Here is a 12,812-nt window from a genome sequence, read left to right as displayed (position 1 = left end):
GAAAGTTTTATACGCAGTGAAGTAAACTTAACACGCTTCTTTGCAGGCGTCTAGCGGTCAGTGTGAGAAATCACAACTGCCGCTACACACCCAGCTATACCTACCCTCTTTCAAGGTACTGCCGCATTGACTGCTCACTGCATTCCGGCTAACTGATAGGCTGTTAGCTTATCGGAATTCTCTTGCTTGCCACTGGCGACGCATCTTGAAATATTTGGGTTTAGGCTGTTTAAAGCCGCTTACAGATTGGCATCCAAGAATGCTTTCAACTGGCCTTTAGATAAGGCTCCCACCTTCGTGGCCGCAACTTGACCGTCTTTGAATAACAACAGCGTAGGAATGCCACGGATACCGAATTTAGGTGCCGTCGCCACATTGTCATCAATATTCAGCTTAGTGATGGTCAATCGACCTTCATACTCTTCAGCAATTTCATCCAGAATCGGAGCAATCATCTTGCACGGACCACACCATTCAGCCCAAAAATCGACCAGAACCGGACCGTCAGCTTTCAGTACGTCAGTGTCGAAACTTTCATCACTCAGGTGAATAATTTTATCGCTCATGTTCTACTCCAAAGGATTGTGTCTACCTCGTTGGTGTAGCATTAACCAACAATAGGATGACTTTATTTCACCGGATACGCTTTCGTAAAGCAATAGTTAGCTGATATTCTACCACACTATGAGCAAAACACACTTGACCGAACAGAAGTTTTCCGACTTCGCCCTGCACCCGCTAGTTACTCAAGCTCTTGAAAGAAAAGGGTTTGAGTATTGCACGCCGATTCAGGCGTTAGCATTGCCACTCACCCTTTCTGGGCGTGATGTCGCGGGTCAGGCGCAAACAGGAACCGGCAAGACGCTGGCTTTCTTAGCGTCTACTTTCCATTATTTGCTTTCTAACCCGGCAGAAGAGGGTCGCCAGACGAATCAACCTCGTGCGTTGATTATGGCACCCACGCGTGAATTGGCAGTGCAAATTCACTCCGATGCAGAGTCACTTTCCCAAGCGACAGGGCTGAAATTAGGCTTAGCGTATGGGGGCGACGGCTACGATAAACAGCTTAAAGTGCTGGAAAGTGGCGTTGATATCCTGATCGGGACAACTGGCCGTTTAATCGATTACGCAAAACAAAATTATATTAACCTCGGTGCGATTCAGGTCGTGGTCTTGGATGAAGCAGATCGTATGTACGATTTGGGCTTTATCAAAGATATCCGCTGGCTGTTCCGCCGTATGCCATCCGCTGAAAAACGTTTGAACATGCTGTTCTCTGCCACACTTTCGTACCGTGTACGCGAACTGGCCTTCGAACAGATGAATAATGCGGAATATGTTGAAGTGGAACCGTTACAAAAAACCGGCCACCGCATCAAAGAAGAGCTGTTCTACCCTTCAAATGAAGAAAAAATGCGTCTACTTCAGACGTTGATTGAAGAAGAATGGCCTGACCGCTGCATTATTTTTGCTAATACCAAGCATCGCTGTGAAGAGATCTGGGGCCATTTGGCTGCTGACGGTCATCGTGTCGGTTTACTGACAGGTGATGTTGCGCAGAAAAAACGCCTGCGGATTCTGGAAGACTTCACCAAAGGTGATATCGATATTCTGGTTGCCACCGACGTTGCGGCACGTGGCCTGCATATCCCGCTGGTTACCCATGTCTTCAACTACGATCTGCCTGACGATTGCGAAGACTATGTTCACCGCATTGGCCGTACTGGCCGAGCAGGCGAAAGTGGTCATTCCATCAGTCTGGCCTGTGAAGAATATGCGTTAAACTTACCGGCTATCGAGACCTACACAGGTCATAGCATTCCGGTCAGCAAATATAATAGCGATGCGCTATTAACGGATTTACCGGCGCCGAAACGTTTGGCTCGTCCCCGTACTGGGAATGGCCCACGCCGTAACTCTGCCCCACGCCGTAGTGGTGCACCACGGAATAACCGTAAGCGACCGAGCTGATAAAAACGATGCTGAGTTCCACCTCACTTTATGCTGCCATCGATCTTGGCTCCAACAGTTTTCATATGTTGGTAGTACGTGAGGTGGCAGGAAGTATCCAGACGCTGGCCCGAATTAAGCGAAAGGTCCGTCTGGCGGCTGGCTTGGATAGCCAAAATCACCTATCGCAAGATGCGATGGAACGCGGTTGGCAATGCTTGAAGCTTTTTTCTGAGCGTTTACAGGATATCCCTCGGGATCAGATTCGCGTGGTCGCAACAGCCACCCTGCGTCTAGCGTCCAATGCTGAAGAATTTCTGCAAACGGCAACCGAGATCCTCGGCTGCCCCATTCAGGTGATCAGCGGCGAAGAAGAAGCTCGGCTCATTTATCACGGTGTTGCACATACTACCGGTGGGCCAGAGAAACGTCTGGTGGTTGACATTGGTGGTGGTAGTACGGAGTTGGTCACTGGCAATGGTGCCCAAGCCAACATATTAGTTAGTTTATCAATGGGTTGTGTAACTTGGTTAGAGCGCTATTTTAGTGATCGCAATCTGGCAAAAGACAATTTCGAACGTGCTGAGCTCGCTGCTCGCGAGATGATCAAACCCGTTGCCGCACGTTTTCGTGAGCACGGCTGGCAAATCTGTGTCGGTGCTTCAGGCACGGTACAGGCCCTGCAAGAGATCATGGTCGCCCAAGGGATGGATGAGCTGATTACCTTGCCCAAATTGCAGCAACTCAAGCAAAGAGCGATTCAGTGCGGCAAATTGGAAGAGTTGGAAATCCCCGGTTTAACATTGGAACGAGCGTTAGTTTTCCCCAGTGGCCTGTCCATCTTGATAGCGATATTCCAAGAGCTAGCGATTGAAAGCATGACACTCGCTGGCGGGGCACTGCGCGAAGGGCTTGTTTATGGCATGCTTCATCTGCCGGTTGAACAAGATATTCGCAGTCGCACTGTGCGAAATTTACAGCGCCGCTATTTACTCGATACTGAGCAAGCTAAGCGTGTCAGTAAATTAGCGGATAATTTCTTGCTACAGGTCGAAAAAGAGTGGCATCTCGATGGTCGATGTCGCGAGTTATTGCAAAATACCTGTTTGATCCATGAAATTGGCCTAAGTGTTGATTTTAAGCATGCTCCCCAACATGCTGCTTACCTGATTCGCAATCTTGACCTACCCGGTTTCACCCCTGCACAAAAGCGGCTCTTCTCGGCACTGCTGCAAAATCAGAGTGACGCTCTTGATCTGACGCTGTTAACTCAGCAGAACGCATTGCCAGTCGATATGGCGCAACATTTGTGCCGTTTATTACGTCTGGCCATCATCTTCTCCAGCCGCCGTCGGGATGACACGCTTCCAGCTGTCAGATTACGGGCGAATGGCGAAGCACTTTATGTGCTGTTGCCTCAAGGCTGGCTGCAACAACATCCTTACCGCGCAGAAGCATTAGAGCAAGAAAGTCATTGGCAAAGTTATGCCCAGTGGCCATTAATATTAGAAGAACTCAGCTAACAATTTCTTCTGTTGGGTGACTTTTGGTCACCCAATCATCTTCCTCTTCATGATCAACCTCATGTTACCTCAGACAAAAAAACTGAAACCCTCAGAATGTGATCGTCCCCAGCTTAAAACAGAAACAATGTGTGTATTTTTATAAAACAGCGTTTCTATATTGAATAATGGGTTTCTATACCGCCATCTGGCAAAGGACGCTGTGTCCAAATTTTCAGTCTTTTATGAGGAACAATAATGCGAGCACAGCTTCAACGCCCACATACAGCAGGTATGTTGGTGATTATCTCCAGTCTGATGGTCGGATCTCCCTTGGCAATGGCCGCTAAATCAACGAGCCACGATGCCCCTCAGCAGCTACAGGTCCCCACTCTCGCCTATGACGAGAGCAGCATTGTTTTAGTTTGGAAAGCGCCGGAAGATACCCGAAAAATTGTTGATTACCAGATTTACTCTGCTGGAAAATTGTTGGGTAAGGCCAGTGATAACAATGATAAATTCTCACCCGCGAAGCCCTATATGGATAACTTCTACGCGAATGATAAAGAGAATTTTCAACATAAAATTGTGCTCCAGAATTTCACTGTGGACGGCCTGAAGCCAGATACTCGCTATCAATTTACGGTCAAAGCACAGTATGCTGACGGCACATTATCTGCAGCTAGCCAGCCTGTTAATGCCAAAACCAGTGCGAAGCCACAGATTGTCAACATCCGTGACTTTGGTGCCATTGATGATGGTAAGTCGTTGAACACCAAAGCGATCCAGCAAGCCATTGATAGCTGCAAACCGGGTTGTCGAGTCGATATCCCTGCAGGTACCTACAAAAGCGGCGCACTTTGGCTAAAGAGTGATATGACCCTTAATCTGCAGGCTGGCTCCACGTTACTGGGTTCAGATAACCCGGATGACTATCCGGCTGGCTACCGCCTCTATCCTTACTCAACGATTGAGCGCCCCGCCTCACTGATCAATGCCATCAATCCTAATAGCAGCAAGCCTGGCACATTCCGTAATATCCGAATTACAGGTTCAGGCACCATTGACGGTAATGGTTGGCAAAGAGCCAAAACCGCTGAAATTACGGATGAGCTAGGTCGTCCATTGCCGCAATATGTGGCGAGTAAAAACAGCAAAGTACATGAAGACGGTATTCTGGCGAAAAATCAGGTCGAGAAAGCCGTTTCCGAAGGTATGGATTTGAAAAATGCTTATGGTCAACGCCGCTCCAGCCTGATGACATTACGCGGAGTCGAGAACGTTTACTTGGCCGGTTTCACTGTCCGTAACCCCGCGTTCCACGGCATCATGAATCTGGAAAACCATAATGTGGTGGCTAATGGTTTAGTCCATCAAACTTATGATGCTAACAATGGAGATGGTATTGAGTTCGGCAATAGCCAAAATGTGATGGTGTTTAACAACTTTTTTGATACCGGCGATGACTGCATCAATTTTGCTGCGGGCACCGGTGAGAAAGCACTGGAACAAGAGCCGATGAAAGGCGCATGGCTATTCAATAACTATTTCCGCATGGGACACGGCGCCATTGTCACCGGTAGCCATACCGGTGCTTGGATTGAAGATATTCTGGCTGAAAATAATGTGATGTACCTGACCGACATCGGCTTGCGCGCCAAGAGCACCAGCACTATTGGTGGTGGCGCACGCAATGTTACATTCCGTAACAATGCAATGCGCGATCTAGCAAAACAAGTGATGGTCATGACACTGGATTATGCTGATAGCAACGCCAACATTGATTACCCACCGGCGAAAGTTCCAGCTCAATTCTATGATTTCACCTTAAATAATGTGACGGTGGATAATACCACCGGCAAAAATGCCTCAATTGAAATCAAAGGCGATTCAGCGAATCAGGCTTGGCACCGCTTAGTGCATGTCAATAATGTGCAATTAAAGCAGGTGACGCCAACAGCAATCAGTGATTTACGTGACAGTGAGTTTAACAATGTGGTCTTTACTGAATTGCGTGGTGAGACACCATGGCATTTTAGCGATGTGAAAAACGTCACTGTTGATGGTAAGCAAGTTGCGCCTTAATCCGTAAACGCATGGGCAGGTCATCTGCCCATTCAGCACATACTCAAGGCTGTTTCTTCGCATTTGCTAACTGAGCACGAATATTGGCCAGATGACTCTGGCCTTTTTGCATCCGCTCTTGTGGGCTAACGACTTTACGCTCATTTTCCCATTGCAAATCATCCTGCGGTAACTCCATCAGGAAGCGGCTAGGCTCAGGCCGTATCAACTCACCATACTGACGCCGCTCTTTGCACAAGGTAAAGAACAGCTCGCGCTGGGCACGGGTGATACCCACATATGCCAGCCGCCGTTCTTCATCGACATTATCTTCATCAATACTGCTTTGGTGCGGCAGTAAACCTTCTTCCATCCCAACTAAGAACACATAAGGGAATTCCAGCCCTTTCGAGGCATGCAGTGTCATTAATTGGACTTGATCCAGTTCGCCATCACTTTCCCCCCGCTCCATCATGTCGCGCAGTGTAAAGCGTGTTACGACCTGCGTCAGCGACATCGGCTCATTTAGCTCCGACCCTTCTAACATCTCGGTCATCCAGCTAAATAATAGGTTTACGTTCTTCATCCGCATTTCAGCGGCTTTCGGACTCGGGGATGTTTCGTACAGCCAGCTCTCATAATCGACACCGTGGATCAAATCCCGTACTGCCGCCACTGGCTCGCGTTCGACCAACCGAATAATGGCATCCATCCAGTGCGTGAATCGCTGCAATGACTCCAAACCACGGCCTTTTAGATGCTCACCCAAACCCAAATCAAAACTGGCACGAAATAGGCTTTTATTACGCAAATTAGCCCATTCACCCAATTTTTGGATAGTCGCCGACCCTATCTCACGCTTTGGCGTATTAACAATACGCATAAATGCACTGTCATCATCTTGATTGGTCAAGACCCGCAAATAAGCCAGTAAATCCTTAATCTCTGGGCGTGAGAAAAACGAATCTCCACCCGAGATACGATAAGGGATACGGTTTTGCATCAATAACTTTTCAAATAGACGCGACTGATGGTTACCTCGATACAAGATGGCATAGTCACTGTACTGCGTCTTTTTAACAAAGTGATGAGCGATTAGCTCACCGACGACTCTCTCGGCTTCATGGTCTTCATTATTGGCAGTAATGACTTTTAACTCATCGCCATACTCCAGCTCAGAAAAGAGTTTCTTCTCAAAAACGTGTGGGTTATTGGCAATCAGGATGTTCGCCGCTTTTAGAATTCGTCCTGAAGAACGGTAATTTTGCTCCAGCTTAATCACCTGTAACTGAGGGAAATCTTCGTTCAACAACACCAGATTCTGTGGCCGTGCACCTCGCCATGAATAGATTGATTGATCATCATCACCCACCACAGTAAAACGTGCTCTGCTTCCCACCAGCAGTTTCACCATATGGTATTGGCTAGTGTTGGTATCTTGGTATTCATCTACTAATAGGTAACGCAGGCGATTTTGCCAACGCTCCCGCACTTCCAAATTATTTTGCAGCAGTAGCGTCGGCAGAGAGATAAGGTCATCGAAGTCCAATACATTACAGGCTTTCAGATGAGCGTCGTATAAGCCATAACAATGAACGAACAATTTATCACGCTCGGATCGCGCTAATGCGGCAGCACCGGCGGGATCAAGCAGATCATTCTTCCAATTGGAGATCGCTGAGATCAGTTGTTGCAGGAGTGCTTTATCATCTTCCAGCCACTTGTGGGTCAAATCCTTCAATAGCCCCATTTGGTCCTGCGCATCGAACAACGAGAAGTTAGATTTCATCCCCAGCGCCGTATACTCTTTTTTGATGATCTCCAATCCTAACGTATGGAAGGTCGCAATCATCAAACCACGGGATTCTTTACGCCCCAAAGTTTGGGCTACACGTTCTTTCATCTCACGCGCGGCTTTATTGGTAAAAGTCACCGCTGCGATATGTTTTGGCTGATAACCACACTGGCGTATTAGATGAGCAATCTTATTGGTGATCACCCGGGTTTTACCCGATCCCGCACCGGCCAACACCAGACAGGGTCCGGTGACGAATTCGACGGCTTGTTGTTGGCTGGGATTTAATCGCATGGTACAGGGTCGCTCTGTGGGTTATCGGGGGAACAGGATTGTAGCAGAAAGCCGCAGTCGAAAAAAAATCACCTGCGTTTTTTGATTTGTAAAACAGCCCTCCTAGTCGCCCCATCCTGAATAAAATACGCTACACTGGCGCGCTTCTAGAGCCCATAGAAGATAACCTTCGTTCAAATAACATTGTGGTGATTGTAATTATGGCAAACAAAGCTTCTGCGCTGCACATTCTGGTAGATGATGAAAAGCAGGCAAACGATATTCTGGCGCAATTAAATAACGGCGCGGATTTCCAAACGTTGGCGAAGAAGTTCTCCAACTGTCCGTCAAAGCGCAACGGCGGTGATCTGGGTGAGTTCAACAAAGGCGATATGGTCCCAGCGTTCGATAAAGCCGTCTTTAGCTGCGAACTACTGCAACCTTATGGTCCAGTAAAAACTCAGTTCGGTTATCACATCATTAAAGTGCTATATCGGAATTAAGCTTAGTTTGCGTCTCCGGAATAAGAGGCGCAAATAATATCTTTACCATCAGACATTTCCCTACCTACATCATCAACATAATTCGTTTCATAAAGTTCTTATACTTAAAAATCTTACCTGTCATTTCTCTATGCAATCTTTACTTAACTATAAATAGGTACCATAAATAAAGCCTAAAACGAGCACATTTTAATGTAAAACTAGGGTTGTAAAAACTCGAAAAATAGCAAATAAAAGCCATTACAGAGAAAAACAACAAGAAAGATCTTATTAATTTTAAATTCCATTCCCATTAAAAACCTTTAAATACATAGCATTATGCAATCTAAGGTCCTAAAAGTAGTGCGGTAGGAATTTTCCCACAAAAACTGGTTCGCTTATCCTATGTGCAATAAGGGTTACCTTATATATTATGTCTCACATCGAGTAAGGGATGTGCCAAAAATAATAAGCACTGAATTACTTTAAATATAAACCCTGTGGAAACTGACGAACATAATAGAATAAGAATCGCTATTACAGTCATAGTCCATTTTATTTTTAATCAATAAAGTTAAATCTTCATATATATATGAGGATTACCCTCTTTAAATTAACGCTTTGGAGTTTTAAATGAATAAGATTACTTTGGCTTTGGCATTATTCTCTGCATCTACAACTTTTGCTATGGCAGCAAGTAATAATACAATTACTTTCCAGGGTGAAGTTACTGCACAGACTTGTTCAGTTACTGTAAACGGTGTTGAAGCAAACCCAATGGTTTTACTGCCGACTGTATCAAGCGCTGACCTTGATGTTTCTGGTAAGAAAGCAGGTAAAACAACCTTTACCTTAGGTGTTTCTGGTTGTACTGCTGACGCAAGTGATATTGATATCAAAACTGTTTTCATTGGTAACCAAGTTTCAGCGACCGGTAACCTAAAAAATAGCGGTACAGCAACGAATGTTGAGCTTCAATTATTAAAAGATGCAACAACAACAACAGGTATAGATTTGAATAGCGGTTTGGCGCAAGATGGTATTGTATTGAAAGCAGGTCAAACATCTGCAGAACATGATTTTGCAGTCCAGTATTATGCAACAGGACAAGCAACACCAGGAACAGTGATTGGCTCTGTACAATACGCAGTTTCTTACCTGTAATATGAGTACTGTCGGGTGGGAGACCACCCGATTAATTCCCACAGAGGATATACCCATCATGTTTAATACACATAGCTACAGCTACCGTTTTCTGTTTGCCACTTTATTAATATTTATGGGTATCTCCTTTGCCAATGCCAGTGTCGTTATGGGTGGCAGCCGTATTATATATCCGGCAGGAGCAAAAGAGCACAGCGTACAATTAACCAATAATGATAACTTTGCCAATGCTGTTCAAGTTTGGTTAGACAGTGGAGACGCTCAATCCACACCAGAAACGGGTAAGGCTCCGTTTATTGTCACCCCACCGTTCTTTCGCATTGAAGCAAATGCTGGCCAAACATTACGCCTGAAATATACCGGTAGTGGGCTACCAACAGATAAAGAATCTATATTTTATCTTAACTTCTTACAGGTCCCACCCGTCAATAAAGCAGAGAAAAACAATAAAATGTTAGTTCTGCTACGTAACCGCATCAAGCTATTTTATCGTCCTGACAGTATTGTAGGCCGGTCAGACCAAGTCCCAAGTGCATTAACATTCAGTGTTCGCCAACAAGGCAACAATGTGGTTGTGACTGGAAAAAATCCTACAGGCTTCTTTGCCACTATTGCCAGCGGTGAAGTGGTTGGTGGCGGTAAAAAACTTAAGATGAAGTCAGAGATGATAGCGCCAATGTCTCAAGCTGAATGGATTATTCCAAATTCCTCAGCACCTTCAAATCCTGTTATTAACTTTCGTGTCGTTAATGATTTCGGCGGGCAAGATACCGGCAGTTATCGGACTCAATAGTCCTTTCCGGTAAGGGAATATTTATGGGTTTTGCACGCAGCATATTCAAGACGAAATTTTCTGGTCGTAAGAAAGCATTAACGTTATGTATCAGCTTAATCTTGCATGTTGATACTGTTTTAGCTCAGGAAGCATCACAGAATCTAGAGTTTGACGAGTCTCTCTTTTTAGGCACAAATTTTGCCGCGGGGCTGAGTCAACTTAACAAAGAGAATGCCACAACAGCGGGTAATTACGATGCTGTCGATGTCTTGATCAATAATAAACAGTATAAACGTACGACAATTAAGTTTGTTAAGGATACTGATTCATCAGAGGTTCACCCCTGTCTGAGCGATGAGTTCTTAACGGCTGCAGGTATTAAAGTTATCGGTAGTGACAGTGCCATGGAGAAAGAACCTCATGTGGCTGATGCGACCAATCCGGAGCCAGCACCTTCAAATTCCACGGCAGAAACCTCAACAGGCGAATGTATCCCGCTGTCTCAACGGGTAAAAGGGGCCTCATTCCACTTTGATCAAGCCAAGCTGCGCTTAGAACTCTCTATTCCACAAGCTTTATTAAAAAAGCAGCCTCGAGGCTATATTGAGCGCTCGGAATGGGACGAAGGGGAGAACCTCGCATTTGTTAACTACAGCACTAACTTTTATCGCAGCGAAACACAGGGCACACAAAATAATACTTCTGATTACGGGTTTCTGGGTCTTAAAGGTGGCTTGAACTTAGGGCTGTGGCAAATTCGTCAACAATCAAACGTGCGCTATGCCAGTAATTCAACGAACAGCGATACACAATGGAATAATATCCGGACTTATGTGCAACGCCCTATTTCACAACTCGATAGTCAATTAACGCTGGGCGAAACATTTACCGATAGTACATTATTCGGCACCATGTCATTTCGTGGCGCTAAAATGGCGACTGACCAACGTATGTGGCCAGAGTCCATGCGTGGCTTTGCGCCAGAAGTCCGTGGTGTTGCCACGAGTAATGCGCGAGTGGTTATTCGCCAGAATGGGCAGGAAATATATGAAACCAACGTCGCACCCGGCCCATTTGTTATTAACGACTTATATAGCACTGCTAGCCAAGGTGACCTCAATGTTGAGGTAATAGAGGCAAATGGCACTCGCTCCACATTTACCGTGCCGTTTAGTGCCGTACCCGATTCAATGCGCCCAGGTGTGAGCCGTTATAATGCCGTTGTTGGGGAATCACGTGATTTCACCGATATCGATAGCTATTTCTCGGACTTCACCTACGAACGCGGTCTAACGAATCAATTAACGGCCAACAGTGGGATTCGTTTAGCACAAGATTATACGGCACTACTTGTTGGGGGGGTATTAGGGACCCCCGTTGGTGCATTTGGTCTCAATACCACTTATTCCCACGCTAAAGTTGAAAATGATCAAACTCAGGATGGCTGGCGAATGCAGGCTACCTATAGCCAAACATTTAATGAAACGGGGACTTCCTTCTCATTGGCTGGATATCGTTATTCAACAAAAGGCTATCGCGACTTAAATGATGTTTTCGGTGTGCGCTCAGTAGAAAAGAATGGCGGAAACTGGGATTCATCCACTTATAAGCAACGCAGCCAGTTTACGACGACCATAAATCAGTCACTGGGCGGCTATGGGCAACTGTCGGCATCAGCATCAACCAGCGATTATTATAACGATACTCAGCGGGACACGCAGTTACAGCTTAATTACTCAAACAGTTATCGCGACATCAGTTATAACGTGGCCATTAGTCGCCAACGTACGATTTATACTTCAACGCTCTATAACTGGGATACCGATGAGACTGATGCCACAACGACATCAACGCGTTATGGCAATACCGAAAATATCGCGTCGTTGACAGTGTCGATTCCATTGAATATAGGTAACAGGAATCAGTATTTATCCCTGTCTGCCAACCGTAATCCAAAAAGTGGTAATAACTATCAGACGTCACTATCAGGTACTGCCGGTGAACGAAATAGCTTTAACTATTCCGTCAATGCGGGTTACGACGACAGCAATATAAGTGGCAGTTCGAATACTTGGGGGGCGAATGTGCAGCAGCAGTTCCCTAATGCGACAGTCAATGGTAGCTATTCTCGTGGCAGTAATTATACCCAATATGGGGCGGGTGCACGTGGTGCGGCGGTTATTCATAGCCAAGGCCTGACATTGGGGCCTTATTTGGGTGAGACTTTTGGCTTAATTGAAGCCGATGGTGCCCAAGGTGCGACCGTGCGTAATTCGCAAGGGGCGAGGATTGATAGTAACGGTTTTGCGCTGGTGCCATCACTCACACCCTACAATTACAATACGATTGGTTTAGATACGAAAGGGATTAATCGTAATACGGAACTGAAAGAGAATCAGGGGCGCGTGGTTCCTTATTCTGGCGCAGCAGTTAAAGTGAAATTTGAAACCTTAACCGGCTACGCTGTATTGATCCAAACCCAAGCGGCTGAAGGTGAGGGGTTACCACTCGGTGCAGATGTCTACAGCGGAAAAGACGAGCTTGTTGGTATGGTGGGTCAAGGCAATCAGATCTACGCAAGGGTGAAGGATAAAAAAGGATCACTCTATGTTCGCTGGGGCGATAACAGCAATGAACAATGCGAATTACCTTATGCGTTTGATTCAAAAGAAGCCGAGCAAGATATTATCCATTTAATCGGCAGTTGCCGCCGTTAACGATGCGAGAGAAATAATGTTTAGACAAAAAGTACCATTACTATCTTGCGAAGTTCCGCCATCAGCGGTCGCAACGCGTTATCGTCGCGC

The 12,812-nt window shown here is 45.9% G+C and carries 9 protein-coding genes; 7 read left to right on the top strand and 2 right to left on the bottom strand.

Annotated features, from left to right (window positions below):
- Nucleotides 1-239: 239 nt before the first annotated feature.
- On the bottom strand, nt 240-566 hold the full coding sequence (trxA, locus tag BN68_RS20910; RefSeq protein ID WP_019213138.1) for a thioredoxin TrxA: 327 nt from the start codon (nt 564-566) through the stop codon (nt 240-242).
- A 118-nt stretch (nt 567-684) separates the two neighbouring features.
- Here trxA and rhlB point away from each other — a divergent pair, with 118 nt between their 5' ends.
- The 3 genes from rhlB to BN68_RS20895 all read left to right on the top strand — a co-directional run bounded on the left by rhlB (nt 685) and on the right by BN68_RS20895 (nt 5,537).
- A complete protein-coding gene (rhlB, locus tag BN68_RS20905) occupies nt 685-1,971 on the top strand; it encodes an ATP-dependent RNA helicase RhlB (RefSeq protein ID WP_019213137.1) in 1,287 nt (428 codons plus the stop codon).
- An 8-nt stretch (nt 1,972-1,979) separates the two neighbouring features.
- Nucleotides 1,980-3,473, top strand: a complete 1,494-nt coding sequence (gene ppx / locus BN68_RS20900) for an exopolyphosphatase (protein WP_019213136.1) — start codon at nt 1,980-1,982, stop codon at nt 3,471-3,473.
- Between the two features lie 237 nt (nt 3,474-3,710).
- A complete protein-coding gene (locus BN68_RS20895) occupies nt 3,711-5,537 on the top strand; it encodes a glycosyl hydrolase family 28 protein (protein ID WP_019213135.1) in 1,827 nt (608 codons plus the stop codon).
- Between the two features lie 43 nt (nt 5,538-5,580).
- Here BN68_RS20895 and rep read toward each other — a convergent pair whose 3' ends face one another.
- Complete coding sequence (gene rep / locus BN68_RS20890; protein WP_019213134.1) at nt 5,581-7,605, bottom strand: DNA helicase Rep; 2,025 nt, start codon at nt 7,603-7,605, stop codon at nt 5,581-5,583.
- Nucleotides 7,606-7,805: 200 nt separating this feature from the next.
- Here rep and ppiC point away from each other — a divergent pair, with 200 nt between their 5' ends.
- The 4 genes from ppiC (at nt 7,806) to BN68_RS20870 (ending at nt 12,722) form a co-directional block, all read left to right on the top strand.
- Nucleotides 7,806-8,087 carry a peptidylprolyl isomerase PpiC gene (ppiC, locus tag BN68_RS20885; RefSeq protein ID WP_019213133.1) on the top strand — a complete coding sequence of 94 codons (282 nt, stop codon included), beginning with the start codon at nt 7,806-7,808 and terminating at the stop codon, nt 8,085-8,087.
- A 612-nt stretch (nt 8,088-8,699) separates the two neighbouring features.
- A complete protein-coding gene (locus BN68_RS20880) occupies nt 8,700-9,230 on the top strand; it encodes a fimbrial protein (RefSeq protein ID WP_019213132.1) in 531 nt (176 codons plus the stop codon).
- 58 nt (nt 9,231-9,288) lie between these two features.
- The gene (locus tag BN68_RS20875) at nt 9,289-10,023 is read left to right on the top strand and encodes a fimbrial biogenesis chaperone (protein ID WP_019213131.1); all 735 of its coding nucleotides are present in this window, start codon (nt 9,289-9,291) and stop codon (nt 10,021-10,023) included.
- Between the two features lie 23 nt (nt 10,024-10,046).
- Nucleotides 10,047-12,722 (top strand): fimbria/pilus outer membrane usher protein, encoded by a 2,676-nt coding sequence (locus BN68_RS20870; protein ID WP_019213130.1) that lies wholly within the window; start codon nt 10,047-10,049, stop codon nt 12,720-12,722.
- Nucleotides 12,723-12,812 lie beyond the last annotated feature (90 nt).

This window comes from Yersinia massiliensis CCUG 53443, assembly GCF_000312485.1.
In the GTDB taxonomy this organism is placed as follows: Bacteria; Pseudomonadota; Gammaproteobacteria; order Enterobacterales; family Enterobacteriaceae; genus Yersinia; species Yersinia massiliensis.
Note: the sequence above shows the minus strand (reverse complement) of the source record. Positions and strands in the feature narration are given on the sequence as shown.

Excerpts from the sequence above, each read along its gene's own strand:
- BN68_RS20880 (WP_019213132.1), top strand. The coding sequence starts at position 8,700 with ATGAATAAGATTACTTTGGCTTTGGCATTATTCTCTGCATCTACAACT.
- trxA (WP_019213138.1), bottom strand. The coding sequence starts at position 566 with ATGAGCGATAAAATTATTCACCTGAGTGATGAAAGTTTCGACACTGAC.
- ppiC (WP_019213133.1), top strand. The coding sequence starts at position 7,806 with ATGGCAAACAAAGCTTCTGCGCTGCACATTCTGGTAGATGATGAAAAG.
- BN68_RS20875 (WP_019213131.1), top strand. The coding sequence starts at position 9,289 with ATGTTTAATACACATAGCTACAGCTACCGTTTTCTGTTTGCCACTTTA.
- BN68_RS20895 (WP_019213135.1), top strand. The coding sequence starts at position 3,711 with ATGCGAGCACAGCTTCAACGCCCACATACAGCAGGTATGTTGGTGATT.
- ppx (WP_019213136.1), top strand. The coding sequence starts at position 1,980 with ATGCTGAGTTCCACCTCACTTTATGCTGCCATCGATCTTGGCTCCAAC.
- rhlB (WP_019213137.1), top strand. The coding sequence starts at position 685 with ATGAGCAAAACACACTTGACCGAACAGAAGTTTTCCGACTTCGCCCTG.
- rep (WP_019213134.1), bottom strand. The coding sequence starts at position 7,605 with ATGCGATTAAATCCCAGCCAACAACAAGCCGTCGAATTCGTCACCGGA.
- BN68_RS20870 (WP_019213130.1), top strand. The coding sequence starts at position 10,047 with ATGGGTTTTGCACGCAGCATATTCAAGACGAAATTTTCTGGTCGTAAG.